Origin of the sequence: Pseudomonas sp. NIBRBAC000502773, assembly GCF_006517195.1 — a bacterium.
GTDB classification, from domain to species: Bacteria; Pseudomonadota; Gammaproteobacteria; order Pseudomonadales; family Pseudomonadaceae; genus Aquipseudomonas; species Aquipseudomonas marginalis.
In genome coordinates, this window is the sequence record NZ_CP041189.1 from 3,224,612 (window position 1) to 3,250,241 (window position 25,630).

General features: G+C 62.2%; 28 protein-coding genes. 13 read left to right on the top strand and 15 right to left on the bottom strand.

Annotated elements, in window-relative coordinates; genetic code table 11:
• Nucleotides 1–25 precede the first annotated feature (25 nt).
• Together NIBR502773_RS14990 and NIBR502773_RS14995 are read left to right on the top strand one after the other, a co-directional pair.
• The gene (locus NIBR502773_RS14990; RefSeq protein WP_074848015.1) at nt 26–895 is read left to right on the top strand and encodes a Tim44 domain-containing protein; all 870 of its coding nucleotides are present in this window, start codon (nt 26–28) and stop codon (nt 893–895) included.
• A gap of 133 nt (nt 896–1,028) precedes the next feature.
• A complete protein-coding gene (locus NIBR502773_RS14995; RefSeq protein WP_017739032.1) occupies nt 1,029–1,436 on the top strand; it encodes an SMI1/KNR4 family protein in 408 nt (135 codons plus the stop codon).
• Between the two features lie 75 nt (nt 1,437–1,511).
• On the opposite strand, the gene NIBR502773_RS15000 is transcribed toward NIBR502773_RS14995, so the two are convergent.
• The gene (locus tag NIBR502773_RS15000; protein WP_027608216.1) at nt 1,512–3,275 is read right to left on the bottom strand and encodes a cation:proton antiporter; all 1,764 of its coding nucleotides are present in this window, start codon (nt 3,273–3,275) and stop codon (nt 1,512–1,514) included.
• Between the two features lie 291 nt (nt 3,276–3,566).
• Between NIBR502773_RS15000 and NIBR502773_RS15005 the strand changes: the two genes are divergently transcribed.
• The gene (locus NIBR502773_RS15005; protein WP_003177014.1) at nt 3,567–4,052 is read left to right on the top strand and encodes an acyl-CoA thioesterase; all 486 of its coding nucleotides are present in this window, start codon (nt 3,567–3,569) and stop codon (nt 4,050–4,052) included.
• A gap of 55 nt (nt 4,053–4,107) precedes the next feature.
• Here NIBR502773_RS15005 and pdxY read toward each other — a convergent pair whose 3' ends face one another.
• Nucleotides 4,108–4,980 (bottom strand): pyridoxal kinase PdxY, encoded by an 873-nt coding sequence (gene pdxY, locus NIBR502773_RS15010; RefSeq protein WP_065926771.1) that lies wholly within the window; start codon nt 4,978–4,980, stop codon nt 4,108–4,110.
• 117 nt (nt 4,981–5,097) lie between these two features.
• Between pdxY and NIBR502773_RS15015 the strand changes: the two genes are divergently transcribed.
• Nucleotides 5,098–5,493: a DUF3301 domain-containing protein gene (locus NIBR502773_RS15015; protein WP_065926772.1), complete on the top strand. Its 396-nt coding sequence runs from the start codon at nt 5,098–5,100 to the stop codon at nt 5,491–5,493.
• On the opposite strand, the gene NIBR502773_RS15020 is transcribed toward NIBR502773_RS15015, so the two are convergent.
• From NIBR502773_RS15020 to dksA, 4 genes are read right to left on the bottom strand one after another with little or no spacing between them, the layout of a single operon-like run.
• Nucleotides 5,487–6,449: a GTP-binding protein gene (locus NIBR502773_RS15020; RefSeq protein ID WP_141156338.1), complete on the bottom strand. Its 963-nt coding sequence runs from the start codon at nt 6,447–6,449 to the stop codon at nt 5,487–5,489. The two genes, NIBR502773_RS15015 and NIBR502773_RS15020, sit on opposite strands and share 7 nt — an antisense overlap.
• A gap of 44 nt (nt 6,450–6,493) precedes the next feature.
• Nucleotides 6,494–7,138 (bottom strand): DUF1826 domain-containing protein, encoded by a 645-nt coding sequence (locus tag NIBR502773_RS15025; protein ID WP_141156339.1) that lies wholly within the window; start codon nt 7,136–7,138, stop codon nt 6,494–6,496.
• Nucleotides 7,138–8,343 (bottom strand): zinc metallochaperone GTPase ZigA, encoded by a 1,206-nt coding sequence (gene zigA, locus NIBR502773_RS15030; RefSeq protein WP_115485427.1) that lies wholly within the window; start codon nt 8,341–8,343, stop codon nt 7,138–7,140. Before zigA ends, NIBR502773_RS15025 begins: the two co-directional genes overlap by 1 nt.
• A gap of 27 nt (nt 8,344–8,370) precedes the next feature.
• A complete protein-coding gene (gene dksA / locus NIBR502773_RS15035; RefSeq protein ID WP_065937939.1) occupies nt 8,371–8,775 on the bottom strand; it encodes an RNA polymerase-binding protein DksA in 405 nt (134 codons plus the stop codon).
• 127 nt (nt 8,776–8,902) lie between these two features.
• On the opposite strand from dksA, the gene NIBR502773_RS15040 reads away from it, so the two are divergent.
• Nucleotides 8,903–9,271, top strand: coding sequence for a glutamine synthetase (locus NIBR502773_RS15040; protein WP_092488160.1), 369 nt, complete (start codon nt 8,903–8,905; stop codon nt 9,269–9,271).
• Here NIBR502773_RS15040 and NIBR502773_RS15045 read toward each other — a convergent pair.
• Entirely contained in the window at nt 9,268–10,479 is a 1,212-nt protein-coding gene (locus NIBR502773_RS15045; protein WP_027608208.1) for an N-acetylmuramoyl-L-alanine amidase, read from the bottom strand. The two genes, NIBR502773_RS15040 and NIBR502773_RS15045, sit on opposite strands and share 4 nt — an antisense overlap.
• Nucleotides 10,480–10,607: 128 nt before the next feature.
• On the opposite strand from NIBR502773_RS15045, the gene folE2 reads away from it, so the two are divergent.
• The 7 genes from folE2 to NIBR502773_RS15080 are packed head-to-tail and all read left to right on the top strand — an operon-like array spanning nt 10,608 to nt 16,227.
• Nucleotides 10,608–11,498 carry a GTP cyclohydrolase FolE2 gene (gene folE2 / locus NIBR502773_RS15050; protein WP_141156340.1) on the top strand — a complete coding sequence of 297 codons (891 nt, stop codon included), beginning with the start codon at nt 10,608–10,610 and terminating at the stop codon, nt 11,496–11,498.
• Complete coding sequence (locus tag NIBR502773_RS15055; RefSeq protein WP_141156341.1) at nt 11,495–12,163, top strand: metal ABC transporter ATP-binding protein; 669 nt, start codon at nt 11,495–11,497, stop codon at nt 12,161–12,163. Before folE2 ends, NIBR502773_RS15055 begins: the two co-directional genes overlap by 4 nt.
• On the top strand, nt 12,163–13,029 hold the full coding sequence (locus NIBR502773_RS15060; RefSeq protein ID WP_065926780.1) for a metal ABC transporter permease: 867 nt from the start codon (nt 12,163–12,165) through the stop codon (nt 13,027–13,029). Before NIBR502773_RS15055 ends, NIBR502773_RS15060 begins: the two co-directional genes overlap by 1 nt.
• Nucleotides 13,030–13,040: 11 nt before the next feature.
• The gene (locus NIBR502773_RS15065; protein WP_108573487.1) at nt 13,041–13,919 is read left to right on the top strand and encodes a metal ABC transporter substrate-binding protein; all 879 of its coding nucleotides are present in this window, start codon (nt 13,041–13,043) and stop codon (nt 13,917–13,919) included.
• Nucleotides 13,916–14,329, top strand: a complete 414-nt coding sequence (gene hisI / locus NIBR502773_RS15070) for a phosphoribosyl-AMP cyclohydrolase (protein WP_141156342.1) — start codon at nt 13,916–13,918, stop codon at nt 14,327–14,329. Before NIBR502773_RS15065 ends, hisI begins: the two co-directional genes overlap by 4 nt.
• Nucleotides 14,326–14,886, top strand: a complete 561-nt coding sequence (locus tag NIBR502773_RS15075) for a DapH/DapD/GlmU-related protein (RefSeq protein ID WP_027608202.1) — start codon at nt 14,326–14,328, stop codon at nt 14,884–14,886. The genes hisI and NIBR502773_RS15075 overlap by 4 nt, the downstream gene beginning before the upstream one ends.
• A 3-nt stretch (nt 14,887–14,889) precedes the next feature.
• The gene (locus NIBR502773_RS15080) at nt 14,890–16,227 is read left to right on the top strand and encodes a dihydroorotase (RefSeq protein ID WP_141156343.1); all 1,338 of its coding nucleotides are present in this window, start codon (nt 14,890–14,892) and stop codon (nt 16,225–16,227) included.
• On the opposite strand, the gene NIBR502773_RS15085 is transcribed toward NIBR502773_RS15080, so the two are convergent.
• Entirely contained in the window at nt 16,224–16,745 is a 522-nt protein-coding gene (locus NIBR502773_RS15085) for a DUF3617 domain-containing protein (protein ID WP_141156344.1), read from the bottom strand. The two genes, NIBR502773_RS15080 and NIBR502773_RS15085, sit on opposite strands and share 4 nt — an antisense overlap.
• 130 nt (nt 16,746–16,875) lie before the next feature.
• Between NIBR502773_RS15085 and cls the strand changes: the two genes are divergently transcribed.
• Nucleotides 16,876–18,315: a cardiolipin synthase gene (gene cls, locus NIBR502773_RS15090; protein ID WP_141156345.1), complete on the top strand. Its 1,440-nt coding sequence runs from the start codon at nt 16,876–16,878 to the stop codon at nt 18,313–18,315.
• 77 nt (nt 18,316–18,392) lie between these two features.
• On the opposite strand, the gene cfaB is transcribed toward cls, so the two are convergent.
• The 7 genes from cfaB to hflC form a co-directional block, all read right to left on the bottom strand.
• Nucleotides 18,393–19,577, bottom strand: a complete 1,185-nt coding sequence (cfaB, locus tag NIBR502773_RS15095; protein WP_141156346.1) for a C17 cyclopropane fatty acid synthase CfaB — start codon at nt 19,575–19,577, stop codon at nt 18,393–18,395.
• 87 nt (nt 19,578–19,664) lie between these two features.
• The gene (locus NIBR502773_RS15100; RefSeq protein WP_141156347.1) at nt 19,665–20,453 is read right to left on the bottom strand and encodes a DNA-binding domain-containing protein; all 789 of its coding nucleotides are present in this window, start codon (nt 20,451–20,453) and stop codon (nt 19,665–19,667) included.
• Nucleotides 20,444–21,289, bottom strand: coding sequence for a DUF692 domain-containing protein (locus NIBR502773_RS15105; protein WP_141156348.1), 846 nt, complete (start codon nt 21,287–21,289; stop codon nt 20,444–20,446). Before NIBR502773_RS15105 ends, NIBR502773_RS15100 begins: the two co-directional genes overlap by 10 nt.
• A gap of 69 nt (nt 21,290–21,358) precedes the next feature.
• Nucleotides 21,359–21,610, bottom strand: coding sequence for a hypothetical protein (locus NIBR502773_RS15110; protein WP_065937926.1), 252 nt, complete (start codon nt 21,608–21,610; stop codon nt 21,359–21,361).
• A gap of 116 nt (nt 21,611–21,726) precedes the next feature.
• Nucleotides 21,727–23,613 (bottom strand): cation-translocating P-type ATPase, encoded by a 1,887-nt coding sequence (locus NIBR502773_RS15115; RefSeq protein WP_092355971.1) that lies wholly within the window; start codon nt 23,611–23,613, stop codon nt 21,727–21,729.
• Nucleotides 23,610–24,644, bottom strand: coding sequence for a protease modulator HflK (gene hflK / locus NIBR502773_RS15120; protein ID WP_141156349.1), 1,035 nt, complete (start codon nt 24,642–24,644; stop codon nt 23,610–23,612). Before hflK ends, NIBR502773_RS15115 begins: the two co-directional genes overlap by 4 nt.
• Complete coding sequence (hflC, locus tag NIBR502773_RS15125) at nt 24,641–25,627, bottom strand: protease modulator HflC (RefSeq protein WP_027608192.1); 987 nt, start codon at nt 25,625–25,627, stop codon at nt 24,641–24,643. Before hflC ends, hflK begins: the two co-directional genes overlap by 4 nt.
• Between the last annotated feature and the right edge of the window lie 3 nt (nt 25,628–25,630).

Genomic DNA, 25,630 nt, shown 5'->3' on the forward strand with positions numbered 1-25,630 from the left:
CAATCCACAAATGGGAATTCCCTTTATGAAACGTTTTCTTAGCATCGCCATGGCGTTGTGCATCGGCCTGACGATGAGCCTCGACGCCAACGCCAAACGCTTCGGTGGCGGCAAAAGCTCGGGCGCGGCGCCGACTCACCAGACCAGCCAAATGGCTCCATCCGCCGGTGCCGGCGGTGCTGCCGCTACCGCAGGCGCAGCCGGTGCTGCCGGCGCCGCTGCCAAGGCCGGCGGTGCTTCGCGCTGGTTGGGCCCTCTGGCCGGTATCGCGGCCGGTGGCCTGCTCGCTTCCATGTTCATGGGCGGCGGCTTCCAGGGCATGCAGATCTTCGACATCCTGATCATGGCGGTCATCGCCTTCCTGGTCTTCCGTTTCATCGCCGCCCGTCGCCGCAAGCAGCAGGAGCAAATGGCTCCGGCCGGCGCGCCGATGCAGCGTGAGGTGTTCGAGCAGAAGCCAGCCATGGGTTCGATCTTCGGTGGTTCGGCAGCGCCTGCCGCAGCCCGCCCGGTGATCAACGCACCGGCGTGGTTCAACGAAGAGCGTTTCGTCGAAGCGGCCCGCAGCCACTTCCAGTCCCTGCAGCAGCACTGGGACGCCAACGAAATGGACAAGATCTCCGAGTTCGTGACCCCGCAACTGCTGGAGTTCCTCAAGCGCGAACGCGCCGACCTGGGCGACGGCTTCCAGTCGACCTATATCGACGACCTGCACGTGCAACTGGAAGGTGTGGATGATCGCGCCGACAAGACCATCGCAACGTTGACCTTCAGTGGCGTGTCGAAGACTTCGCGTTTCGACCAGGGTGAAGTGTTCAGCGAAAGCTGGAACATGGAACGTGCCCAAGGCGACAACCAGCCATGGCTGGTCGCCGGTATCCGCCAGAACGGCTGATACCCACGCGCTTGAGCAAGCCGTAACAAAACCCCGGACCTGTCCGGGGTTTTCTATTTCACGGTTGCACTTATAGCGAGCTACTGTATAAAACGCCCCTATAAACCGCGCCATCAGCAAGAGGATCCCGGCCGTGGAAGAAATCATCGAACAATTGCGTGAAGCCAATGAACCGGTTCCGGTTCCTCTGGAGTTGCCTGACGAAGATCAACTGGTGGAAATCGAGGAACAGCTGTTCATCGACATCCCGTTTGTCTTTCGTGAATTCCTGCTGACCGTCAGCGATGTGGTGTACGGCAGCCTGGAGCCGGTGACCGTCACCGACCCGCAATCCCACACCTACCTGCCGGACGTGGCTGCCAACGCCTGGGATGCCGGTGTTGACCGCAGCATGATCCCGATCTGCCAGGACGGTGACGATTACTACTGCGTCGAAGAAGACGGCACCGTGGTGCTGTGGTCCGGCGAAGAAGAACTCGTCACCGAAGAGACCTGGGAGTCGGTATGGCACTGGGCGCGGGACGTCTGGCTGGAAAGCTGAGACCTGACCCCCGTGGCGAACGGGCTTGCGGTGGTGAGCGGGCTTGTCCCGCGCCGGGCCGCGTAGCGGCCCCCACTAGTGCTCCGGCGTATCCTTATGGTTATCCAGCGTCTCCAGCAAGGCGACCTGCATCCGCGTATGCACACGGATGAACCATCGCCAGAGCACGGCCGCCACCGCCGCCGTGACCACGGCAATCAGCACCAGCAACTTGTTGGTCGGCAGAATACTGGCCGACAAGGCTGCCAATAGCACAAAGATCACCAGCAGCGACAAAATCGGGATCAGCTCCGCAATCACCCGTCGCACACGCTGGGTATGCCGCCCGGCCATTTCCGGCTTCACACTCATCTCCGCCAGCAACATCGACAGCGCCTTGAGCTTGCGGTACGCCGCAATCAGGAACGGCAGCGACAACAGCAATGCCCCACCCCAGATCAACGCCTTCTGCCAGCTTGGATCACTGATCCAACCTTCCAGATACCCACCAATGCGCACCGCGAAAAAGCTTCCAGCGAAGAAAATCGCGATCACCAGCGCCAGGTTCACGCCCACCTGCAGGATGATCTTGCGGATCATCGACGCCAGCATGGCTCCCTCGCCTTGCGGCTGAATACTGCGCAACCATTCGCCGTACATGCCGAACACCCGGCTCAGGCGCTTGGGCATCACCGCAGCGATCTTCAATGACAAGGGGTCGGCGCCACGAATCAGGTACGGCGTGAGCAGCGTCGTAATCGCCGAAACCGCCACCGCTACCGGATACAGGAAGTCGCTGGTCACCTGCAAGGTCATGCCCAGCGCGGCGATAATGAAGGAAAATTCGCCAATTTGTGACAGCCCCATGCCTACGCGCAGTGAGGTACGGCCGTCATTGCCGGCGATAAAGGCACCCAGGCCGCAGGACAGCATCTTGCCCAGCACCACGGCCACGGTGATCACCGCGATCGGCCAGGCGTATTGAAGGAGGATCTGCGGGTCGATCATCAAGCCGATCGCCACGAAGAAGATCGCGCTGAACATGTCGCGAACCGGCTCGATCAGGCGCTCGATCTTAACCAATTGCCGGGATTCGGCCATGATCGCGCCGATCAGAAACGCCCCCAGCACCATGCTGTACTCCAGCTTGACCACCAGCAGGCAGAAACCGAAACACAGGCCCAGTACGGTGATCAGCAGCATTTCGTTGCTTTCGAATTTGGCCACGTAGGCCAACAGGCGCGGCACCAGCAAAATACCGATGACCAACGCGACAATCATGAACAGCGAGAGCTTGCCGACCGTGGAGAACACCTCGCCGGAACTCACCGTACCGCTGACGGCGATGCTCGAGAGCAAGGCGATGATGCCGATGCCGAGGATGTCTTCCACAATCAGCACGCCAAAAATAAGTTGGGCGAAGCGCTGGTTTTTCATCTTCAGGTCATTGAGTGCCTTCACGATGATGGTGGTGGAGGAAATCGCCAGGATCGCGCCGAGGAACAGCGAGTCCATGGTGTTCCAGTCGAACCAGCGGCCAATCTCGTAGCCGATCCAGATCATCAGGATGATTTCCAGGAAGGCCGCGATAAACGCCGTGGCCCCCACCTTGAACAGCTTGCGCAGGCTGAACTCCAGGCCCAGGCAGAACATCAGGAAGATCACCCCCAGCTCGGCGAGGGTCTTGATGGTGTCTTCGTCGTGGATCAGGCCGAACGGCGGGGTGTGCGGGCCAATGATGAAGCCGGCGACGATGTACCCCAGCACTACGGGTTGCTTGAGGCGGTGAAACAGGACGGTGACCACCCCTGCCACCAGCATGATCACGGCCAAGTCCTGGATAAAGCTGATGGCGTGCATGGCGAGGGGCTCCTTGAGGGTACTGGCGCTTTTCCCACTTCCGCACGCGCCTTTGAAAAATCGCAAAGTGCGGAAGGAAAAGTCTGCCTTGATCGTAAGAAATGCCCTGAGATGGGCTTTTGAAGGTTAACACCGCGACTTCCGCCGGAAAGCCGGTGCAATATATGGAAACAGATCGGTGAACGCGTGACGGCAAGCCGCCCACCGGCGTCCCGTAAGGGATGGCGCTGCAAAGATCCCAGCACCCGCAGAGGTGCCCCCCAACCAATGCCTACAACCCGTGAGTGTGCTATGGAACCCGGAAACGCCCAGCTGTCGATGACGGTATTGATGACCCCTGACATGGCCAACTTCTCAGGCAATGTCCACGGCGGCACCTTGCTCAAGTACCTCGACGAAGTGGCCTACGCCTGCGCGAGCCGTTATGCCGGTCGCTATGTGGTGACGCTGTCGGTGGATCAGGTGATTTTTCGCGAACCGATCCATGTCGGCGAGCTGGTGACATTCCTTGCATCGGTCAACTACACCGGCAATACGTCGATGGAAGTGGGCATCAAGGTGGTGACCGAGAACATCCGCGAGCGCTCGGTGCGTCATACCAACAGCTGCTTCTTCACCATGGTGGCCGTGGACGACCAGCGTAAACCCGCTGCCGTGCCACCGCTGCAGCCCCATAACAGTGAAGACAAGCGCCGGTTCGTGCAGGCCCAGCAGCGCCGACAGATCCGCCAGGAGCTTGAGAAGCGCTACCAGGAAATCAAGGCTGACGCGCTGTAAGTCCAACCAAAAAATGGGGGAGGTTTGCCCCCCACCCACATTGGGTTCTGTGTACTTACAGGCTGATCGGCGTCGCCTCGAAACGTACGCGAGGATGGGCGATGCGGTCCTGGGCGCGGACCAGTTCCAGCTCGTAACTGGCGCAGGCCTGGGTTTCCAGCAGCACTTCGTGCACCGCCGCGGCCGTGAACTCAAAAGCCGCCAACAGGCTGTCGCCCAACAACACCCGCGCCAGGAACAACCCCGACGTCAGGTCGCCCACGCCCACCGGCTGGCGCGGGAACGCCAGCAGCGGCCGACGCAGGTGCCAGCTGCCTTCGGCAGTTACCAGCAGCATCTCGAAACCATCCGGCAACTTGCCCGGGTAATCCAGGTGCTTGACCAGCACCGCCTTCGGGCCACGGGCCAGCAATGCCTTGGCCATGCCCAGGCAGTCGAACAGCGATTGCGGCTTGCGCCCGGCAAAGCTGTCCAGTTCCAGTTGGTTGGGGCACAGGAAGTCGGCCATGGCCGCCGCTTCATCCAGCAGGAAATCGCTGACGTCCTGCGGCACGATGCAGCCCTTTTCCGGATGGCCCATCACCGGGTCGCACAGGTACAGGGCCTTGGGGTTGATGGCCTTGATGCGCGCCACACCGGTAAGAATCGCGCGGCCCTGATCCGCACTGCCCAGGTAGCCAGACAGGATCGCATCGCAGTTGCCCAGCTCGCCGATGGCGGCAATGCCTTCCACCAACGCAGGAATCTGCTGCGGCGCCAGCACTTCGCCCGCCCACTGACCATACTGGGTATGGTTGGAGAACTGCACCGTGTTCAGCGGCCAGACGTTCACCCCGACCCGCTGCATGGGGAACACGGCGGCGCTGTTTCCGGCGTGGCCAAAGACCACATGAGACTGGATCGCAAGCAGATGAGGTGTGCGTTTCATGCAGGAGATTTCCGTAAAGCCATTGAAATTCTGGCCGCGCAGTATGCGACTAAACGCAGCCTGTACGACAGACCGACGACACAGTTAAGCTGCTCTCACTTTGTTGGAGTTTTTCGCATGCTGACCCTGGGAAACATCTTCGTGTTGATGCTGCTGGCGACCGGCGCCGCCTGGGTATGGCACAACCACGGCCTGCGAGAGCGGGCGTTGGCGCGGGTCAAGCAGCATTGCGCCAAGCTCGATATCGAATTGCTCGACGGCGCCGTGGCGTTGAAGCGCATCGGTTTTGTGAAGGATGCCAACGGTCGGCGACGTCTGGCGCGTATCTACAATTTCGAGTTCACCGTCACGGGCGAGACCCGTCACAGCGGAACCATCACGCAATTCGGCGCCCACAGCGCGCAGATCGAACTGGCGCCCTACCCGTTCGAGGTCAAGGAAGCACTGCCCAGCGCCAATGTGATCGAGCTGAGCCAATGGCGCCAGGACCACGCCACCAAGAACCGTCAGTAACGGCAGGCGGCCAGTGCGGCCTGCAACGCGGCTGCGTCCTGGGGTGCACTGAAGATCAATTCGATACGTGAGTCGCGACGCCATTCGCTGGGTTGCCAGGCGAACGGGCTGTTATCCACAGCGTTGGCCGAGATCCACCCATCACGGCTGTGGATAACCAGTTTGGCGCGGCGCCACTCAAGCGCTGTCAGCCACAGGTGCAGACGCTCGGAATCGAATTGCTGGCTCGGGTGCCAACGCCAACCGATACTCCAACCGCCCTCCTGGGCCTGGCTCAGGCAGATCGGCACGCTCGGATCACTCCAGATAGCCGGCAATTGAGCCAGCCCCTTGGGCACCACGAAGTTATCCACAGCCGCTTCAGCCTGCGCATTCAAGCCTGGCAGGCTGCCGAGTGGCACGTATGCCTGCTGCGTCCAATAAATGTTGCGATCGGGTAGCTGTCCTTCGACGGCTTCCCGTTGCGCAGCATCCAGCCTCTCATCCTTGTTCAGCACCAACAGCCCGGCACTGGCCAACGCTTCCTGCTGCGCCGGCGGCAAGGGTTTGCCCGCCGCCAGCGCCTGGGCGTCCAGCACCAATACACAGGGCTGAACCGCCAGCACCTGCTGCCACGGCGCTTCGCGCAACTGCTTGAGCAACTGTGCAGGATGGCCCAGGCCCGAGGGTTCGATAAACAACCGATCCGGCTTGGCCTTACGCAGCAGCCGGCCCAGGCCTACCTGAAACGGTGCGCCATTCACACAACAGAGGCAGCCACCGGCAACTTCACCCAGGGCAATGCCATCGTCATCCAGGCTCAGCAGTGCAGCGTCCAGGCCGATCTGGCCGAACTCGTTGATCAACACCGCCCAGCGCTCATTGGCCGGGCGTTGGGCAAGCAGGTGCCTGATCAGGCTGGTCTTGCCGGCGCCCAAAGGCCCGGCAATCACGTGGGTGGGAATGTTCTGCAGCATGGGTGCCATCGTTCGGACCGTGTAGAGGGTTTGATCCTACGCGGTTACGCGAGCCAATCCAGCGTCAGAATCAATCGGCGCTCATCCGCTTTCAGCGCCGGGGAGCGATGGATGAGGCCGTGGTTTTCGTTGCCGTGCCATTTGGTGCCTTTGAGCAGGGCCACTTCACCGCACTGGATCTGTTCGATGCGCTCGCTCGGTTCGGCTTCCGGTTGGCTGAGCTTGCGGCGGTCCATCCTCCCTTCGCGCAACCACTGGCTGCCGATGCCGGCGTAGGTGGTGATCAGCCGCACCGGCACATGGTCAACGTGAAAACGCGGGCACATGGCTTTATCCAGCAGCCGCAGGCGCACACCAATGCGCTTGGCGCCGAGCAGGCACGCAAAGGCGCTGACCAGCCACGACACATCGGCGATAAAACCTTCGTAGCCTTCAAGATCGCGGCAACTGGATGCCAGACCGCACAGGTTCGGCTCGGCGTCTTCGCTGTTGAGTTCGATCACCAAGGACTCGGCCAACGGCTCATTGAGCGCCACCAGCAAGGCGCCGAACTCGGCAATATGCAACGGCAATTGGCGCTGCCACAGCGCCAGGTTCACGCCGTCTTCGAGAATATCGGACAGCGCCAGCGGGGTTTCACCACGGGTCTGGCGAACCATCGGGCGCAAGGGGATAAGCGGTGCCAGCATCAGGCGGCCTCTTCATACCAGGGACCAAACGGATCAGCCAGCAGGCGCCAACCTTCGACACCCAGGGCCAGTTCTTCATCGGTGAGCAAGCACGCGTCCAACTCGGCACGCATCCGCGCGAAGTCGATATTTTGTCCGATAAACACCAGTTCCTGACGGCAGTCGCCAGTACTGAGCTGCCAGTTGCCCATGATGGCGGCGACGCTTTCTTCGTCCTGGGGCCATTGGCTTTTTGGCACAAAGCGCCACCAGCGTCCGGCAAAGCCATGGCGCATCAAGCCACCGGCCTGGGACCAGCTGCCCGCATCCTGATGCTTGCTGGCCAGCCAGAAAAAGCCCTTGGAACGCAGCAATTTGCCGTTGACCCAAGGCCGGTCGATAAAGTCGAAGAAGCGTTGCGGGTGGAAGGGACGACGTGCGCGGTAGGCCGTGGAGGCGATGCCGTACTCTTCAGTTTCCGGTACATGTTCACCCCGCAACTCCTGCAACCAGCCCGGCGCCTGCGCGGCACGTTCGAAGTCGAAGCGGCCCGTGTTGAGGATCTTGTGCAGCGGCACCTCGCCCATGACCATCGGGATGATTTCCGCCTGGGCGTTGAGGCGTTCAAGGATGGCCATCAGTTCTTCGCGCTCACAGCGGCTGATCAGGTCGATCTTGCTGATCAGGATCACGTCGGCGAATTCGATCTGCTCGATCAACAGGTCGGTGATCGAGCGTTCGTCTTCCTCACCGAGGGTTTCGCCCCGTGAGGCGAGGCTTTCGGCGGCCTGGTAGTCGAGCAGGAAGTTCATGCCGTCGACCACGGTGACCATGGTGTCCAGGCGCGCGATATCGGCCAGGCTTTGTTCGTTTTCATCACGGAAGGTAAAGGTTTCAGCCACCGGCAACGGCTCGGAGATACCGGTGGATTCGATCAACAGGTAATCGAAGCGACCTTCCTTGGCGAGTTTTCCGACTTCTTCGAGCAAGTCTTCACGCAAGGTGCAGCAGATACAGCCGTTGCTCATCTCCACCAGTTTTTCTTCGGAACGGTTGAGGGTAACGTCGCGCTGCACCTCGCTGCCGTCGATGTTGATTTCGCTCATGTCGTTGACGATCACCGCCACGCGCAGGTTTTCGCGGTTGCGCAGGACGTAGTTGAGCAGCGTGCTTTTACCGGCGCCGAGAAAGCCGGACAACACGGTAACGGGGAGACGATTGGGCATCAGGTGATCCTCATCAGGGTTGGCCGGTCAAATCGCCCGTTTATGGCGTTCGCGCAGCTCTTGACGTTCTTTGGCTTCGATACACAGGGTGGCGGTGGGGCGCAGCAGCAGGCGTTGCAGGCCGATGGGCTCACCGGTTTCGCGGCACCAGCCGTATTCGCCGCGGGCCAGCAGCTCGAGGGCGTCGTCGATTTTGTCGAGCAGCTTCTTTTCCCGCTCCAGCAAGCGCAGTTGCCACTGGCGCTGTTCTTCGGCGCTGCCCACATCGGCCGGGTCGCTGTTGGGCTCCTGCTCGCGCAGCACCAGGAATTCGCCCTCGATGCGCGCTTGCAGTTCATGGCGCTGAGTCAGCAGCAGTTCGCGGAAAAAGCCCTGCTGGGCTTCATTCATGTAGTCGGCGGGCGGTTGGGCCAGCAGGTCTTGTTCGGTCATGGGGAGCGGTTCACGGGTCAGGCTGTGCTTTTATGTTATAGTATAACAATACAAATAAGCCAATCCCCCTTGCTCGTTACGACGAAGGGCGCAATGCTTGAACACTTACCAGCCCCCGAGACCCCTTATGAAATACCTGGTGTGCGCCCTGTTACTGGCAGTCGCGGGGCCTGCCTGCGCCCAAGCGCCAAGCTTGCTGGCCAAGTGCACGCGCAGCGCCAACCTGTTGGCCTGTGTGGACCCCCTGGGCAATGCCTACAGCGTAGCGACGGTGGGCACCACCACGTATCTGCGCGGTTTCGAAGTGATCGGGAAACGTTATTGGGCACAAACCAACAGCCGCTACGGGCAATTGACGTTCTTTACCGGTTTGGCGTCGGATGGAGAGGCATGGGTGGGCTACACGCGGCGCGTGGGCTGGACCACGATCAACCGGTTTTCCAGCTCCGGGGGCGCCACTGCCAAATTCACGTGCAGCCGAATTACCGGCTGTTAGGCCTGAGCATTCTTCTGTTCCTGGACCCAGGCCATGTAGCTGTTCATCGGCGGGTTCTTCTGGAAGTAATTTTTCAGACCTTCGAACAAACCGTCCGCAACTGCTTGTTGATGGCGCGCCGTCACCAGGCGCTGGGCGTCCTGGGCATTGGAGATAAAGCCGGTCTCCACCAGGATCGACGGCACGTCCGGTGACTTGAGCACCGCGAACCCCGCCTGTTCCACACGCTTCTGATGCAGGCTGGTGATGCTTTGCAGGCTCCCCAGCACCGAGCTGCCCAGTTGCAGGCTGGAAGCGATGGTGGCGTTCATCGACATATCAAGAATCACCCCGGCCAGCATCGGGTCCTTATCCTTGAGATTGAGCAACGTGGTGGCGCCCAGCAAATCCGCGCCGTTTTCACGCTGGGCCATAAAGCGCGCCGTGGCCGAGGTCGCGCCGCCTTCCGACAGCGCATACACCGAGGCGCCCGAGGCAGTGAGCCGTGGCGCGGCATCGGCATGCACCGAGATGAACATATCGGCCTTGTGCTGACGGGCGATGTCCACGCGCTTGCGCAGCGGCACAAAGAAGTCGTCGTTACGCACCAGTTTCACGTCAAAACCCTTTTCGCGCTTCAAACGCTTGGCCAGCAGTTGGGCGATAGACAACACCACGTCTTTTTCGCGCTGGCCCTTGGAGCCGACAGCGCCGGGGTCTTTGCCGCCGTGGCCGGGGTCGACCACCACGATAATGTCGCGCTTGGGGTGCGCCTTGTTCACCGCGGCCACCAAGGGCACCGCCTCAGCCGCGATTTGACGCGGTGCACGGGTGGCGCTGGTCAGGTCCAGCACCAGGCGATGGCCCTGCCCGTCCTGAGGCGGCAATACAAAGCTGTTGAGCTGCATCGGCGCGGCCAGGTCGAGCACGATGCGCGTATCCGCCTTGCCGAAATGCCCCGAGCGAATCGAGGTGATCCCGCTGTTCTTCAGCTCAAGTTGAGAAAAGTCACCACTGAGGCCTGCGCCGCTCAGGTCGATGATCAAGCGTTCCGGAGCAGTCAGGGAGAAGGTCTTGTATTGCACTGGGCCGCTAAGATCAAACACCAGGCGCAGCTTATCGTCCGAGCGCCACAGGCGTGCATTGCGGATCTGGGTCGCGTGGGCGGCGAACGGCAAAGCAAACAAAGGGCTGGCCAGGAGCAGGTTGAGGAGCTGACGTCTGTGCATGACAAATACCGCAAATGGAGGAGCGTCCGTACTCCACATGAGTGAAAAAAGGCCGAGGCAGAAAATTCATCGTCGACTCTATTGTTATACTATAACATGTCGAATTATTTCCAACGATGGACCTGCTTATGAATGCGCTGACTCTGCCGGATATTGCCGCGCAGGCTTCAAGCCAAGCCTTGCCACTCGATTGGGTGGGCATGTGTGGCATCGCCCTGCCGATCCTCATTGACGGCCAACGCCTGAGCGCCAGCGCCGATGCCGGCGTCAGCCTGGACGATGGCACCGCCCGTGGCATTCATATGTCACGCCTGTACCTGGCACTGGAGATGCTCGAACAGCAGCCCGTTACGCCTGCACTTCTGCGCAATGTACTGCAGCAGTTTCTCGACAGTCATGAAGATTTATCTAAGAACGCCTACCTGCGTCTGCACACGAATTTACTGCTGAAACGCCCAGCACTGGTCAGCCCACTGGCCGGCTGGAAGGCCTACCCGGTGAGCATCGAAGCGCGCCTGGAAAACCAGATGTTCCACGTGGAACTAAAAATTGACGTTACCTATTCTTCAACCTGCCCCTGTTCCGCCGCCCTCGCCAGGCAGTTGATTCAGCAGCAATTTCTCCAAGACTTCGGTAACACGCCGTTGCAGCATGAAGACGTGCTGTCCTGGCTCGGCAGCGCCAACGGTATCGTCGCCACGCCCCACAGCCAGCGCAGCAGCGCGCAGTTGCACGTGCACCTGCAAGGCGAGCATCTGGCGCTGACCGAGCTGATCAACGCTGCCGAAGCCGCCCTCGGCACCGCCGTACAAACCGCCGTAAAACGCGCGGACGAACAAGCCTTCGCCCTGGCCAACGGGCAGAACCTGATGTTCTGCGAAGACGCCGCCCGCCGCCTTAACCTCGCCTTGAAACGCTCGGATGCCGTCAAAGCCTTCCACCTCAAAGTGATCCACGCCGAAAGCCTGCACGCGCACGATGCCGTGGCTGAAAGCCGCTGGACGAGAAACCCTGCATGATCACCTGCACCGCTTTACGCTGGGGCGCCCCTGGCCAACCGCTCACTCCCGCCGTGGATTTCACCCTGGAAAAAGGCAGCCTCACCGGCGTGATCGGCCCCAACGGCTGCGGCAAAAGCAGCCTGCTCAAAGTCATCGCCGGCCTGCAAAAACCGTTGGAGGGCAACGTAACCGTGGATGTTCCACGCCGAGGTGGCCTGTCGTTCCTGCCCCAGCAACAACACCTTGACCGCCAGTTCCCCATCAGCCTGCAAGAACTGGTCGCCGCCGGCTTCTGGGGCACGCGACTCACTCCGCAACAACGTAGCGAGCGCCTGCAGAGGGTGCTCGAAGACTGGTGCCTCAGTGGCCTGGAACAGCGCCCGCTGATGGCGTTGTCAGGCGGCCAACTACAACGCGCATTGCTCGCTCGCATGAGCCTTGCCGAGTCGCCAGTGTTACTGCTTGACGAGCCCCATGCCGCTCTGGACGAAGAAGGCCAGGCGCTGTGCTGGAGCCATATCCACGCCTGGCACGCCGAAGGCCGAACGTTGGTGGTGGTGTGCCATGACCTGGCCTCCGTACGCCAACACACCCAACAAGTGGTGCAGATCAAAAGCAGCGGCTGCGTGTTCGGTTCCAGCAAAGAGTTGATCCGCCCGCAGCCGCACATGCAGGTGGCCTGATGCACTTCACCGCCCACCTGTGGATGCCCTTCCTCGACTTCGTCTTCATGCGTCGCGCCCTGATCGGCGGGCTGGTGCTAGCCTGCAGCACCGCTCCGCTCGGCGTATTTCTGATCCTGCGCCGCATGAGCCTGATCGGTGACGCCGTCGCCCACGGCATATTGCCCGGTGCCGCACTGGGCTTCTGGTTCGCGGGCTTGAGCCTGCCCGCGCTGACCATCGGCGGCCTGGGCGCTGGCCTGGGCATGGCCGGCCTGTCGGCGTGGATCACCCGCCGCACCGGCCTGCGCGAAGATGCCAGCCTGGCGGCTATCTACCCCATCTCCCTCGCCGCCGGCGTATTGATCCTGGGTCTGGCCGGCAAGCGCCTGGACCTGCTGCACCTGCTGTTCGGCTCGGCCCTGGCCGTCGACGAAACCACCCTGACCGGCATGCTCTGGGTTTCCGGATTCAGCCTGATCGCCATGGCGCTGATCTACAAACCGCTGCTGCTGGACACCCTAGACCCGCTGTTCCTGCAAACCGTCAGCCGCCTTGGCCCCCTGGCCCACGGCTTGTTCCTGACCCTGGTGGTCCTGAACCTGGTGATTGGCTTCCAGGCCATCGGCGCCTTGATGGTGGTGGGTTTGATGATGCTGCCGGCCATCGCTTCACGCTTCTGGAGTCGGCGCCTGCCGGTGTTGATCGCGGTATCGGCGGTGCTGGGATGCCTGTCGGTGTGGTTGGGTTTATTGCTGTCGTTCTACTTCTCGCTGCCCAGCGGCCCGGCGATTGTGCTGGTGGCTGGCGGTGGGTACCTGCTGTCCGTGGTCTTCGGTCCGGTGCACGGCTTGCTGCGCCGCCCGCCTTTGCTTACATCCCAATGAGGTGTTTCCCGATGCGCGCTCTACTCGTGCTGTTCAGTCTGCTGCTGCCGTTGTCGATGGCCCAGGCCGCCGACAAACTCCAGGTGGTTACCAGCTTCAGTATTCTCGATGACATCACCCACCAGATCGGTGGCGATCACATCCAGATCAGCAACATGGTCGGCCCCGACGCCGATGCCCATACCTACGAGCCAACCCCGGACGACGCCAAGGCGCTGCTCAAGGCCAAGCTGATCATCAAGAACGGCCTGGGCTTCGAGCCGTGGCTGGACCGTCTGGTGACCAGCACCGAAACCAAGGCCACGGTGGTCACCGCCAGCAAAGGCGTGATTTCCCACACCATGGAGGAAGACGGCGAAACCATCCCCGACCCGCACGCCTGGCACAACCTGGCCAACGCCGAAATCTATGTGAACAACATCACCAAGGCGCTGGTGGCCGCCGACCCGGCCAACAAGGCCGACTACCTGCGCAACAGCCAGGCCTACCTGAAAGAAATCTACCGCCTGCTGGCCGAAGCCAAGACCAAGTTCGGCGCGCTGCCACCGGGTAACCGTCGCATCGTCACCTCCCATGACGCCTTCGGTTACCTGGGCCAGGCCTATGGCATCCAGTTCCTCGCACCGCAAGGCCTGTCCACCGAACGTGAACCTTCGGCCGCCGAAGTCGCCGCGCTGATCACCCAGATCCGCAAGGACAAGGTCAAGGCGGTGTTCATGGAAAACATCAAGGACTCGCGCCTGCTCAAACAGATCGCCGATGAAAGCGGCGCGCAGATTGGCGGCACGCTGTACTCCGACGCCCTGGCCGCAGAAGGGCCGGCGAGCACCTTCACCGGGCTGTTCGAGTACAACCTCAACACCCTGTGCGCAGCGTTGAGCAAGCCGTGACCCTGAGCATGCTCGAACTGGAAGGGGCTGCCGTCGGCAGCCGCTTTCCACTCGCCGCCGTGCTCGACGCCCTGCCGTGGAACAGCGACGGCCTGATCGCCGCCATCGCCCAGCAACACGGCAGCGGCGAAGTGCTGATGCTGGCCTGGATGAATCGCCAGGCCCTCAACGAAACACTGGCTACCGGGCAGGTCTGCTATTGGTCGCGCTCGCGCCGACAGCTGTGGCGCAAAGGCGAACGCTCCGGTCACTGGCAACAGTTGGTGGAAGCGCGCCTGGATTGTGACGGCGACGCGGTACTGCTGATCGTCGACCAAGAAGGCCCGGCCTGCCACACCGGCCGCCCCACCTGTTTCTACAACGCCATCGACGGCGCCTATGTTCACATCATTACGGAGCCAGTTGCATGATCCGCAAGAATCCTTCCGGCGATCTGCCGGTGATTGCCGAATCGGCCTACGTCGACAAGACCGCGATCATCTGCGGCAAAGTCATCATCGGCGAGAACGTGTTTGTCGGCCCCTACGCCGTGATCCGCGCCGACGAAGTCGACGCCGGCGGCGCCATGGACCCGATCACCATCGGCGCCAATTCCAACATCCAGGACGGCGTGGTCATCCACTCCAAGTCCGGCGCGGCGGTGACGATAGGCGAATTTACATCCATCGCCCATCGCTCCATCGTCCACGGCCCCTGCACCGTCGGCGACCGGGTGTTCATCGGTTTCAACAGCGTGCTGTTCAACTGCGCCGTCGGCGATGGCTGCGTGGTACGCCACAACTCGGTGGTCGACGGCCGTGATTTGCCCGCCGCCTTCTACGTGCCCTCCACCACCCGCATCGGGCCGAATACCGACCTGTCGCAATTCCCGCCGGTGAGTGTCAGCGCCTCGGAGTTTTCCGAAGACGTGGCACGTACCAACGTCGACCTGGTGCGCGGTTACAAAGCCCTGCAAAACGAGTTCTAAGCCATGAGCCGCCTGCTGATCCGCAACGCCCGCCTGGTGAACGAAGGCGAGGAATTCGACGCCGACGTGCTGGTCGCCAATGGCCGTATCGAAAAGATCGCCAACAGCATCGGCGGGAACGCCGCGCCCGTGTCCATCGACGCCCAAGGCCAGTGGTTGCTGCCGGGCATGATTGACGACCAGGTGCACTTTCGCGACCCCGGCGCGCCGGACAAGGGCAGCTTCTACAGCGAGTCCCGCGCAGCGGTAGCCGGCGGCATCACCAGCGTCATGGACATGCCCAACACCAACCCGGCCACGCTGAACCTGGAAGCCCTGGCCGATAAAAAGCGCCGCGCGGCCCTGCACTCGGTGGCCAACTACGGCTTTCACTTCGGGGTCAGCAACGACAACCTCGACACCGTCGCCGCCCTCGACCCGCGCGAAGTGGCCGGGGTCAAAGTGTTCATGGGCGCCTCTACCGGCAATATGCTGGTGGACGACCCACGGATCCTGGAACGGCTGTTTGCCGAAGTGCCGACCATTCTGCTGGCCCACTGCGAACACACGCCGAGCATCCAAGCCAACGAGCAGCGCATGCGTGAGCGCTTTGGTGACAGGATCCCCGCCGTCGCCCACCCGCTGATCCGCGATGCCGAAGCCTGCTATCGCTCATCCTCCTTCGCGGTGGAACTGGCCAAGCGTCACGGCACGCGCCTGCATGTACTGCACCTGACCAGCGCCCGCGAGTTGGCATTGTTCGAAGACAAACCCCTGGCGCAAAAACGCATTACTGCTGAGGTCTGCGTGCACCACCTGCTGTTCGATGACCGTGACTATCACCGCCTCGGCCACCAGATCAAATGCAACCCGGCGATCAAGACCCGCGCCGACCGCGACGCCCTGCGCCTGGCCTTGCTGAGTGATCGTCTGGATGTGATTGGCACTGACCATGCGCCGCATACCTGGGCGCAAAAACAGTTGAGGTATCGTGAAGCGCCTGCGGGTCTGCCCCTGGTGCAACACGCGCTGCCGGCGTTGTTGGAGTTGGTGGCCGATGGGCTGCTGCCCCTGACCACCTTGGTGGCCAAGACCAGCCACCGTGTCGCCGACCTGTTTGCCATCCCCGACCGGGGTTATCTGCGTGAAGGGTATTGGGCCGACCTGGTGCTGATCAAACCGGAGCCCGAAGGAAAACCGGTCAGGGACGAGCCGATTCTTGCCCGCTGCGGCTGGACGCCGTTCGCCGAACGCAGCTTTCGCCACAGCGTGAGCACCACCCTGGTCTCCGGCCACCTGGCCTGGCACAACGGCCAGGTGGTCGACAGCTGCCAGGGTTTACCGCTGTACTTTCTGCGTTAAGCGCGAGGCTTGACCGTGCCGCAATCGGTGCCCAGCCATTGGGCGTGGGTATCCAGGCTGCCCTTCTGCTGAACGCCGGTGGCATTGAAGGTGCCGTTGACGGTGGTGGTGAATTCTTTCTGGCTCTGGAAGGTAGCGATGCCGGTGCCCTGGGCTTTAGGGCAACTGAAGCGGAATTTCCACTGGTTGCCGGTCTTGTCGGTCACTTCCTGCCTGCAGCCCGATTGCGGGTCGGTCAGGGGGATCGAATCAGAGGCGACTTGTGCCGGGGTGAGGCACACCTGCACGCCTTTGCCGGCCATGGTGATGCCTTGTTTTTCCAGCATGGCGCGCTGTTCGGGGGTCATCTGTTGCTTGAGCTGACCGAGGATCAGCGACAGGTCCGGCAGGTCCTGGTTATCGACTTTCATGTTGCTGGTGGTCAATTCCCACAAGCCCGGCGCCAGCATCTGCGCCTGCGCTGCCACCGGCAACGACAAACCAACAACCATGGCCAAACCAAGCAGACGAGCATTCATCGGGTAACTCCTGGGCAATTGTGGGCGTTAGACGCCGCAAAAGTGCCAGTGTTGCACGGCAAATAAAATAGCGACATTCGCAGCCGTTCATGGTCTGTTAGGCATTGGATTGTCTGGAGTACCGTCGTCCATGGATTTCTTTGGCCCGCACCTGCTCGCCTACTTCATCGCCACGCTGCACTTGCTCGGGACTCTCGCCGCGATCCACGCGGTGCTGACCGTCAGGACCGCCCAAGGCTCGATCGCCTGGGCCCTGTCACTGATGTTCATGCCCTATCTCACCCTGATCCCCTACCTGATCTTTGGCCGCAGCACCTTCGACGCGTATATCCAGGCGCGTCGCCAGGCCAACCAGGAAATGCACACCGCGATCACCGAGCTGAACTGGCGCCCCTGGGTCGAGGAGGCTCTCGCCGCGCGCAACTCCAGTGCCTACGCGTCGTTACGCGCCATGCCCAAGCTGGGCCGCATGCCGTGCCTGGCAAACAATGAAGTGCACTTGCTGATCAACGGCGAGGCCACTTTCAGTGCAATCTTCGACGCCATTCGCAGTGCCAAAACCGCCGTGCTGTTCCAGTTCTTCATCATTCATGACGATGAACTCGGTCGTCAGTTGCAGGCGCTGTTGAAGGAAAAGGCTGCCCAAGGCGTGGGCATCTACGTCATGTACGACCGCATCGGCAGCCATGCCCTGCCCCATCAGTACGTGCAATCGCTGCGCGACGCCGGGGTGCAGGTCAAGGCATTCGCCACCCGGAGCGGTTGGCTCAACCGTTTCCAGGTCAACTTCCGCAACCACCGCAAGATCGTGGTGGTGGACGGTGTCACCGGGTTTGTCGGTGGGCACAATGTGGGCGATGAATACCTGGGCAAAAAACCGCCATTGGCGCCATGGCGCGATACCCATGTGCAAGTTACCGGCCCGGTGGTGGCGTGTTTGCAGGAGTCGTTTGCCGAGGACTGGTTCTGGGCCGCGCGCGAGCTGCCGCCGCTGATCCTGCCGGACGCCTACCCCGAAGACGGCGTGCTCTGCCAATTGCTCGCCAGCGGCCCGGCCGATCCCTATGAAACCTGTTCGCTGTTTTTCGTCGAGGCCATCCATGCGGCCACCGAGCGCGTGTGGATCACCAGCCCATATTTCATCCCCGACGAAGCGGTGTTCGCCGCCCTGCGCCTGGCGGTCCTGCGGGGCGTGGACGTGCGCCTGTTGCTGCCATCGCGGCCCGACCACCGCATCGTGTACGCCGCGTCCAGCCTGTATGCGATCGAGGCGGTGCGCGCTGGTGTCCGGGTGTTCCGCTATACGCCGGGCTTTCTGCATCAGAAGGTGGTGCTGGTGGACAACGAGATCAGCGCCATCGGCAGTGCGAACATGGACAACCGTTCATTCCGGCTGAATTTCGAAGTGATGTTGCTGACGGTCGACGAAGCCTTCGCCAAGCAGGTGGAACAGATGCTGCTGGACGACTTCGCCCAGGCCCATGAAGTGAGCCAGGAAGAAAGCCGCGAGACCCGCCGCCTGCAGCAACTGGGCATGCGGGTGGCGCGCTTGATCTCACCGATTCTCTAACGGCCGATGCGGTAAAAAATGTGGGAGGGAGCAAGCCCCCTCCCACATTTGGATCTCCACCTTTCTGGAACATCAGCTCAGCGATAAATGTCTTCCCGCGTCCACGGCAGTTCATGACTGCCATCCGCGTGAGGCTTCACCGCGAGGATCTGGTGCAGGTTGATCCAGCCCCGCGCAAACGCATAGGCACACCCGGCCAGGTACAGCCGCCAGATGCGCAACGCCTGCTCCGGCACCAGCTTCGCCGCCGCTTCCAGGTTGTCTTCCAGGCGCTCGCTCCAATGGTCCAGGGTGCGCGCGTAATGCAGGCGCAGGCTTTCGACGTCGACCACTTCCAGCCCGACTTCACTGATCTCGGCGGTCATCATCGCCAGGTGCGGCAGTTCGCCGTTGGGAAACACATAACGCTCGATAAACTCCCCGGCGCCACGGCCCACGGGCCGGCCGTCGGTGTGCTTGGCGGTAATGCCATGGTTCATCACCAGGCCACCTTCGCGCACGGCACCAAACAGGGTCTTGCAGTATTGCGCCAGGTTGGCGTGGCCGACGTGCTCGAACATGCCCACGCTCACCACTTTATCGAAACGACCATCCTGAGGCAGATCGCGGTAGTCGAGCAGTTGCAGGTCGATCTGGTCTTCCAGGCCCTCGGCTTTGACCCGCTCCTTGGCCAATGCCAGCTGTTCCTTGCTCAGGGTGATACCAAACACTTTCACCCCGAACTCACGCGCCGCAAAACGTGCCAGCCCGCCCCAGCCACAGCCTACGTCGAGCAGGTACTCGCCGGGCTGCAAGCGCAGTTTGCGGCACAGGTGGCGGAATTTGTCTTGCTGGGCCTGGTCGATAGATTCGCTGCCGGTTTCGAAATAACCGCAGGAGTACGCCATGTCCTGGTCCAGCCATAGCTGGTAGAACGCGTTGGACAGGTCGTAATGGTAGGAAATCGCGGCGGCGTCGGTGACCTTGTCATGGATCGAGCGCACCGGGAGACTCCCGGCCTCATCCTCGACCAAGGCATGACTCAGCTCATCACACACCCGGATCACTTCACTGATGGAGCCTTCCAGCTCCAGTTTGCCCTCGACGAAGGCTTCGCCCAACGAGTCGAGCGTGGGGTGGGACAGTTTGGGCACGACCGTGGGGTCCTTCACCACGATGGTCACACTGGGCTCGGGGCCCAAGTTGAATTCATGGCCATCCCAGAGTCGAAGACGCAGCGGCAGCTGTAGATTCTGTAAGGCCGGTGGAAGTTGCGCGAGCATGAGTAGTCCCCCCTTGTTTCAGACGTCTGGAATGAGGGTAGACCATCCCGAGAAAAAGTAGGAGGCTATCGATTTGATAGCGTTCTTCTATGGGGCTCGGCGCTGGAGCAAACCGTCCTGGATCCACTGTTTCAGCCATGTCACCGCTTGCAGTGGTGCACCCTCTCCATAAGTGACTGCCAACTCCGCACACAGTTCTGAAAAATCCCAGCCGGTGGTCACGATCCCCGCCAAGGCGCAGGCCTCGAAGGGTTCCAGGCTGCGGTAACGGCATACATTCTGGTGGCGCCACACCACGCAGATGTGTGCCGGATCAAGCACCTCGCTGCCCGGGAAACTGGATTTATCCTTGCTGGATCGCCAGATCGCCAGCGTGTTGAAGCGGCAAAGTAACTGCTGCACTGAAGGCGCCAGGTTGACCTGTAGACCCGGCCACTCTTCGGCAGGCAACAACGCCATGTCATCCAGCGTCAGCAACCGCCCTTCGGGCGCGTCAAACGCCAGGGTGAAGGCCCACTCCAACCGCGCCAGCTCGGCCAGCGGCGCGCTTTGTTCGGCCACCAGATGCTCAAGGATAAACGCCGCAAACCGCTCCCCCAGCCAGCGCAAACTGTAATGCGCAGAGGGATGGCGGCGCACATAGGCTTCACTGAGCAACGCAAACTCATCATCCCCGAGCCAATACCGGATGGCGCCGAAGTCATGTCGCAGCACGTCCTGCAAGCGCGAGAGGTAGGCATTGTGATAAATCGCCAAACCCGTTTCCACCCCCAGTGTCGGCCCACCAAGCAACGTGGCGGCGAAATCGCTGCTGGCAACCGGCGTCTCGGATAACAGGTGCTGTTCAAAAGCCAACTGCCAATCGGTCAGGCGCATAACGCTCTCCTGGCCAGGGCGGTGGCCCCCAGTTCGCGGGCCTTGCTCAACTCGGTGAGCAGTTCTTCGAGCGGCGGGAAATGGTCATCGCGCTCCAACAATGTCGAGACCGGCCCCACCTGCTCCAGGGTCTGTTCATACAGCGCCCACACCGGATCGCACACCGGATGGTCGTGGGTATCGACCACGTAGTCGCCGTAATCCATATGCCCTGCAAGATGCAGCTGGCGGATGCTGTCGGGCGGCAGGTTGCGGATAAAGGTCCAGGCATCGAAGCCATGGTTGCGCGCACTCACATACACGTTGTTTACGTCCAGCAGCAACTGGCAGCCCGACAGGTGGGCCAGGGCATTGAGGAATTCCCATTCGGTGAATTCATCCGCCTTGGCACGCACATAGCTGGAGACGTTTTCCAGCACCAGCGGGCGCTGCAACACATCCTGCACTTGGCGAACGCGAGCAGCCACGTGGTAGAGGCTTTCTTCGGTATAAGGCAGGGGCAGCAGGTCATGCAACTGGTGCGCGCTGCCACGGCTCCAGCACAGGTGATCGGAAATCCACGCCGGCTGAATGCGCTCGGCCAGGGATTTGATTTGCTTCAGGTAATCGATATCGAGGGCATGAGGCCCACCAATGGACAGGGACACACCGTGCATCACCAGAGGATATCGCTCGGCTATTGCGTCCAGGTAGTACAAGGCCTTGCCGCCCTGGACCAGATAATTCTCGGAAATCACTTCGAACCAATCCACCGGTGGCGATTGTTCAAGGATCTGTTGATAGTACTCACTGCGTAAACCCAAGCCGTAACCAAGGCTCGGAAGGGAAACAGGCATAGGACGACACTCCAGGGAAAAGTGTCCGCAGCGGTGGGTGCAGCCGCTGCGGTTGCACTCGGTGGCCGGTTACTCGCCGACGGTGCCGCCTTTCTGGTCGCACATGGCCTTGCTCATGGACAGGAAGCCCTGGCCCTTGCACGCACCCTGGCCTTTGCAGGCATGGTCTTTGGTCTTGCAATCGTTCTGGCCTTTGCAGGCGTTGACGCCATAGCAGTGAACGGTGGCGTCTGCGGCCTGTACCTGGGTAGCAACACCAGCAAACATGGTGGCGGCGGCCATCGCCAGGGCAGCACCAGCAGCAGCGGATTTAATCTTCATTCTCGTATTCCTCATGATCGGTAGTGGCGTCGGTCTGAACGGATTGCCCAGTCTCGACACAGCACTAGAGTGAGGCCCCTTATCGGCGTTACAGCCGTGTGCAAATATTCCTGAAATTAATCCTCAAGCTTCGACAGCGGCTCCTGAAACCGCAGCAAACGCCCGGCATTGCCCAGTACCAGCAAGGTGCTGAGGTTATGCAGCACCGCCGCAATCATCGCCCCCGCAGCGCCCAACCAGCCAAAGGCGGCAAACACCACGATGGCCAAGGTCCAGCCCAGGCCGATGACCACGTTGACCTGCAACGTACGCCGGCACTGGCGACTCAAGCGCACACAGGTGCCCAGGCGCCGCAGGTCGCTGCCGATCAACACCACATCCGCCGAGGCCAGCGCAATGTCCGCCCCGCCCGCGCCCATGGCCACCCCAACCACGCCCGCCTTGAGCGCCAGGGAATCGTTGATCCCATCACCGACCACCATGGGCCGGAAGCCGCTGCCGATTTCCCCAAGCACGCGGTTGAGCTTGTCCTCGGGTAACGCCTGGGCTTCGACATCGCTGATGCCCACGTCCAGCGCCAGGCTGTCGGCCACGCTTTGACGGTCGCCAGTGAGCAGCAGTTGACGACCCAGGCCCAAATCCCGCAACTCTTGCAGGGCCTGGCGCGCCTCCGGCTTGACACTGTCGGCCAGCAGGAGCCAGGCCAGGAACTGCCCGTTCAGGGCCAGCCCGGCAATCGGGCCGTCATGGTTCGGCACCGTCGTCGTGACAATACCCAATTGCTCGAACAACTCGGGACGGCCCAACGCCGCTTCGCCCTGCTCGGTCTGTGCCACAACGCCCAGGCCCTGGCGCTCGCGAATATCCGTGAGCGCCAGCAGTTGCGCCTGAGTCGCCAACCCCGCCAACGCACGGCTGACCGGGTGGCTACTGGCCGAACCGAGGCTGGCCGCAAGGTTGAGCAGCGCCTGGCGATCGGTCGACGAGGTCTCGATGGACTGCAAACGCAGGGTGCCAAAAGTCAGGGTGCCGGTCTTGTCCACCACCAGCGAGGTCAGGTCCGCCAACTCTTCGAGGAACGCCGAGCTGCGAATCAGGATCCCATGCCGGGCCGCCACGGCGATTCCGGCAATCGCCGTCGCCGGTGCCGACAGCACCAGGGCGCAGGGGCACGCCGCCACCAGCACCGCGAGCATCGCCTGGGCGTCATTGGTCACAAACCAGGTTACTGCCGCCAGCAGCAATACCAACACCATATAGCTGCCCGCGTAACGCTCCAACAGCCGCGTGATCGGCGGCTTGGAACGTTCGGCGTTCTGCATCAGCGCGATGACTTTGCCCAGGGTCGACTCATTGCCGGTACGTGTCACTTGCAGGCGCAACAGGCCATCGAGGTTGATCGCCCCGCCAAACACCTGCACACCCACACTGGCTTCCAACGGCACCGACTCACCGGTGATCGGCGCCGTGTCCAGGCTCGCCTGGCCCGACAGCACCACGCCATCGGCGGGCACCCGATCACCGGCGCGCACCTCGACGATATCGCCGGTGCTCAGCGTGCCGTTATCCACTTCGATGATGCTGCCGTCGGCCTGCACCCGCCGCGCATGGCTGCGGGTCAGTTTGCCCAGGGCATGAATCGCCTCCTGGGAGCCGATCACGCTGCGCTCTTCCAATACGTGGCCGAAGATCATGATGATCGGCAGCAGCGCGGCGGTGAGCAGATCGCCGGTGGCCCAGGCGCCGAGCATCGCCAGGGCGATCAGTTGGTCGGTAATGCCATGCAGGCTGGGAAAACGCAGGCTGTACCAGGCCGAGCGCATCACCGGCACCGCCACCAGCAACGAGGCGACACCGAGCAGCAACTGGCTGACGCCCGTCTGGTCCGGCGCCAGCCAGCGCCATACCAGGCCCAGCGTCAGCAAGCCCAGGGCGAGCATGGCCAGGGTCAATTGTCGGGCAGCGCTGCGCTGTTCGGCGGAGGTCAGCATGGGTGCGCTCATTGTTCGGCTCCCTGGATGATCAAGCGGGAGTCGTCTTTAGGATCGACCGTGGTCACCGAACCGGCCTGGCCGAGAATCTTCGGCATACGCTCGCGGTACAGGCGCAACAGCAAGCCCGGGTCTTTGACCTGGGCCAGGCTGGCGACCGTGGCGGTTTGCGCCTGGGCATTGGCCAGGCGTTCACTGGCCTGGGCGTGGGCAACCTGCACCAGGCGGTCGGCCTGCTGGTTGGCGGTCTGGGTGAGTTTTTCCGCTTCGGTCCGGGCGTTTGCCACGGCTTTGTCGGCTTGTTGACTGGCGGTGAGTACGGCGTTGAACGCATTCACCGCCGGGCCCGGCAGGCTCGATTGCACATCGACCCGCGTCACCTCGATGCCCAGCCCCAGCCCGGTGGCGGCCAACTCGGCCAGGCGCTTGTTGATGCCTTGCACCAAGTCACCCCGCAGCCGCTCGCGACGCTCGGCGGCGCCGTTGTCGGTACCGATCAATTCGGGGCGCGCCACCAGGATCGTGTCCAGATCGCGCGCCGCCGTCAGCGCCACGGCGCTGCGGGTCACCAGGCGATCCAGGGCCGGCAGCACATGCGCGCCCTGCAACACAAAGGCGTAGGGTTCGGTGACCTTGTAGAACACCCGCACATCCAGCTGCACCACTCCGGCATCGCCGGTCAGCAGGTAGCCGGAGCCGGCCAGGGCGTCGCTCAAGGGCGTGGCGAAACTGGCCACGCGATCAGCCTGCACCGCCGCATCGGAACGCAACAGGTTCTCCACCCGACGCTCGATCACCCGGTCGGCCGCCGGCAATAACACCACCTGCTCGAACGGCCGCGGCCAGGCCAGCAGCAGCCCGGCATTCTGGATGCGGTCGAGGGCGCCGAAGTGCAGCACCACCGCACGGTTCTGCGGGTCGATCTGCCGCACATTGGAAAACGCCCACGCCAATGCCGCCAACACCGTCACCGCGTACAACGCCAGGAACGTCAGGCGCCCGGCCTGGATCCAGGGGCTGTCCGGGCTGTCACGCTCGGTCATGGCTGAACGTCCTTGGGTCCGTCCACCAACGCGCGAAAGGGCGCGGCGTCGGTGCGCAGGATGATTTTGGTGCCAGGGGTCACGACCGTGCCCAGGGTATCCAGGGAGCGCAGCAGGTTATACAGCTGCGGATTGCCGGCGTAGGCACGCCCATAAATCTGCGCGGCTTCGACCCGTGACTGGGCTTCGATGTCGGCGGCTTTCACCGTGGCATCGGCCTGCACGATGCGCGCGTCACGCTCAGCCGCGGAGCGAATCTGCGCGGCCTCGCGCTTGCCCACGGCCGTGCGTTCGGTGGCGATGGTTTCACGCTCGGCACGCATGCGGTCGACGGTGGCGGTGAGCGTGACCGACGGCAACGTCAGCCGCTCGATCCCCACCTGCGCCACGCGCACGCCATAGGTGGTGAGCAATTGTTGATCAATCTGCTGGCGCAGCTGCGCCTCGAAATCGGCAATGCGCACCTGGCTGGCGTCAGTGTTGATCAAGCTCGACAGGTCAAAGCTGGCCGCCGTGGTTTCCAGCGCCGAGCCGACAAAGGTGCGGATCTGCCGCGCCGCCTCATCCGGCTGGTTCTGCACGGCGCGCATAAAGCGCTGCACATTGTCGGCATCGCCCTGCACCTGCCACGCCACATAGGCCTGCACGATAATCCGCAAGCCATCGCGCGTGCCCACATCCTGCAAGCCGCTGGAGGTGGTGCGCAGGCGCAAGTCCACCGGGATCGCCGCTTCGAACGGGGCCGGCCAGCGCCAGCCCAGGCCCGGTTCCAACAACACCCGCGACGGGTTGCCGAAGCGGGTAATCACCGTGGCTTCGCCGGAGCGCACCTGCACCAGGCTCGCCGCCGCCACCGCGAACAGCACCAGCAACACCGCCCAGGCCATACGCCGCCAAGGGAAAGGACCCGCCGCCTGTTCATCACCGTGATGAGGGTGATGGTGGCCGTGGTGGTGACCATGATCGTGAGAATGAGCGCTCAACAG

What these genes read in the sequence shown, in the direction of transcription:
- NIBR502773_RS15075 (WP_027608202.1), top strand. Translation starts at nt 14,326, where the DNA reads ATGATCCGCAAGAATCCTTCCGGCGATCTGCCGGTGATTGCCGAATCG.
- folE2 (WP_141156340.1), top strand. Translation starts at nt 10,608, where the DNA reads ATGAATGCGCTGACTCTGCCGGATATTGCCGCGCAGGCTTCAAGCCAA.
- pdxY (WP_065926771.1), bottom strand. Translation starts at nt 4,980, where the DNA reads ATGAAACGCACACCTCATCTGCTTGCGATCCAGTCTCATGTGGTCTTT.
- NIBR502773_RS15020 (WP_141156338.1), bottom strand. Translation starts at nt 6,449, where the DNA reads ATGCTGCAGAACATTCCCACCCACGTGATTGCCGGGCCTTTGGGCGCC.
- dksA (WP_065937939.1), bottom strand. Translation starts at nt 8,775, where the DNA reads ATGACCGAACAAGACCTGCTGGCCCAACCGCCCGCCGACTACATGAAT.
- NIBR502773_RS15055 (WP_141156341.1), top strand. Translation starts at nt 11,495, where the DNA reads ATGATCACCTGCACCGCTTTACGCTGGGGCGCCCCTGGCCAACCGCTC.
- NIBR502773_RS15045 (WP_027608208.1), bottom strand. Translation starts at nt 10,479, where the DNA reads ATGCACAGACGTCAGCTCCTCAACCTGCTCCTGGCCAGCCCTTTGTTT.
- cls (WP_141156345.1), top strand. Translation starts at nt 16,876, where the DNA reads ATGGATTTCTTTGGCCCGCACCTGCTCGCCTACTTCATCGCCACGCTG.
- NIBR502773_RS15105 (WP_141156348.1), bottom strand. Translation starts at nt 21,289, where the DNA reads ATGCCTGTTTCCCTTCCGAGCCTTGGTTACGGCTTGGGTTTACGCAGT.
- NIBR502773_RS15065 (WP_108573487.1), top strand. Translation starts at nt 13,041, where the DNA reads ATGCGCGCTCTACTCGTGCTGTTCAGTCTGCTGCTGCCGTTGTCGATG.
- NIBR502773_RS15025 (WP_141156339.1), bottom strand. Translation starts at nt 7,138, where the DNA reads ATGCTGGCACCGCTTATCCCCTTGCGCCCGATGGTTCGCCAGACCCGT.
- NIBR502773_RS15100 (WP_141156347.1), bottom strand. Translation starts at nt 20,453, where the DNA reads ATGCGCCTGACCGATTGGCAGTTGGCTTTTGAACAGCACCTGTTATCC.
- hflK (WP_141156349.1), bottom strand. Translation starts at nt 24,644, where the DNA reads ATGACCGAGCGTGACAGCCCGGACAGCCCCTGGATCCAGGCCGGGCGC.
- NIBR502773_RS14990 (WP_074848015.1), top strand. Translation starts at nt 26, where the DNA reads ATGAAACGTTTTCTTAGCATCGCCATGGCGTTGTGCATCGGCCTGACG.
- NIBR502773_RS15110 (WP_065937926.1), bottom strand. Translation starts at nt 21,610, where the DNA reads ATGAAGATTAAATCCGCTGCTGCTGGTGCTGCCCTGGCGATGGCCGCC.
- NIBR502773_RS15085 (WP_141156344.1), bottom strand. Translation starts at nt 16,745, where the DNA reads ATGAATGCTCGTCTGCTTGGTTTGGCCATGGTTGTTGGTTTGTCGTTG.
- NIBR502773_RS15015 (WP_065926772.1), top strand. Translation starts at nt 5,098, where the DNA reads ATGCTGACCCTGGGAAACATCTTCGTGTTGATGCTGCTGGCGACCGGC.
- NIBR502773_RS15080 (WP_141156343.1), top strand. Translation starts at nt 14,890, where the DNA reads ATGAGCCGCCTGCTGATCCGCAACGCCCGCCTGGTGAACGAAGGCGAG.
- cfaB (WP_141156346.1), bottom strand. Translation starts at nt 19,577, where the DNA reads ATGCTCGCGCAACTTCCACCGGCCTTACAGAATCTACAGCTGCCGCTG.
- NIBR502773_RS15115 (WP_092355971.1), bottom strand. Translation starts at nt 23,613, where the DNA reads ATGAGCGCACCCATGCTGACCTCCGCCGAACAGCGCAGCGCTGCCCGA.
- NIBR502773_RS15040 (WP_092488160.1), top strand. Translation starts at nt 8,903, where the DNA reads ATGAAATACCTGGTGTGCGCCCTGTTACTGGCAGTCGCGGGGCCTGCC.
- NIBR502773_RS15000 (WP_027608216.1), bottom strand. Translation starts at nt 3,275, where the DNA reads ATGCACGCCATCAGCTTTATCCAGGACTTGGCCGTGATCATGCTGGTG.
- NIBR502773_RS15005 (WP_003177014.1), top strand. Translation starts at nt 3,567, where the DNA reads ATGGAACCCGGAAACGCCCAGCTGTCGATGACGGTATTGATGACCCCT.
- zigA (WP_115485427.1), bottom strand. Translation starts at nt 8,343, where the DNA reads ATGCCCAATCGTCTCCCCGTTACCGTGTTGTCCGGCTTTCTCGGCGCC.
- NIBR502773_RS15060 (WP_065926780.1), top strand. Translation starts at nt 12,163, where the DNA reads ATGCACTTCACCGCCCACCTGTGGATGCCCTTCCTCGACTTCGTCTTC.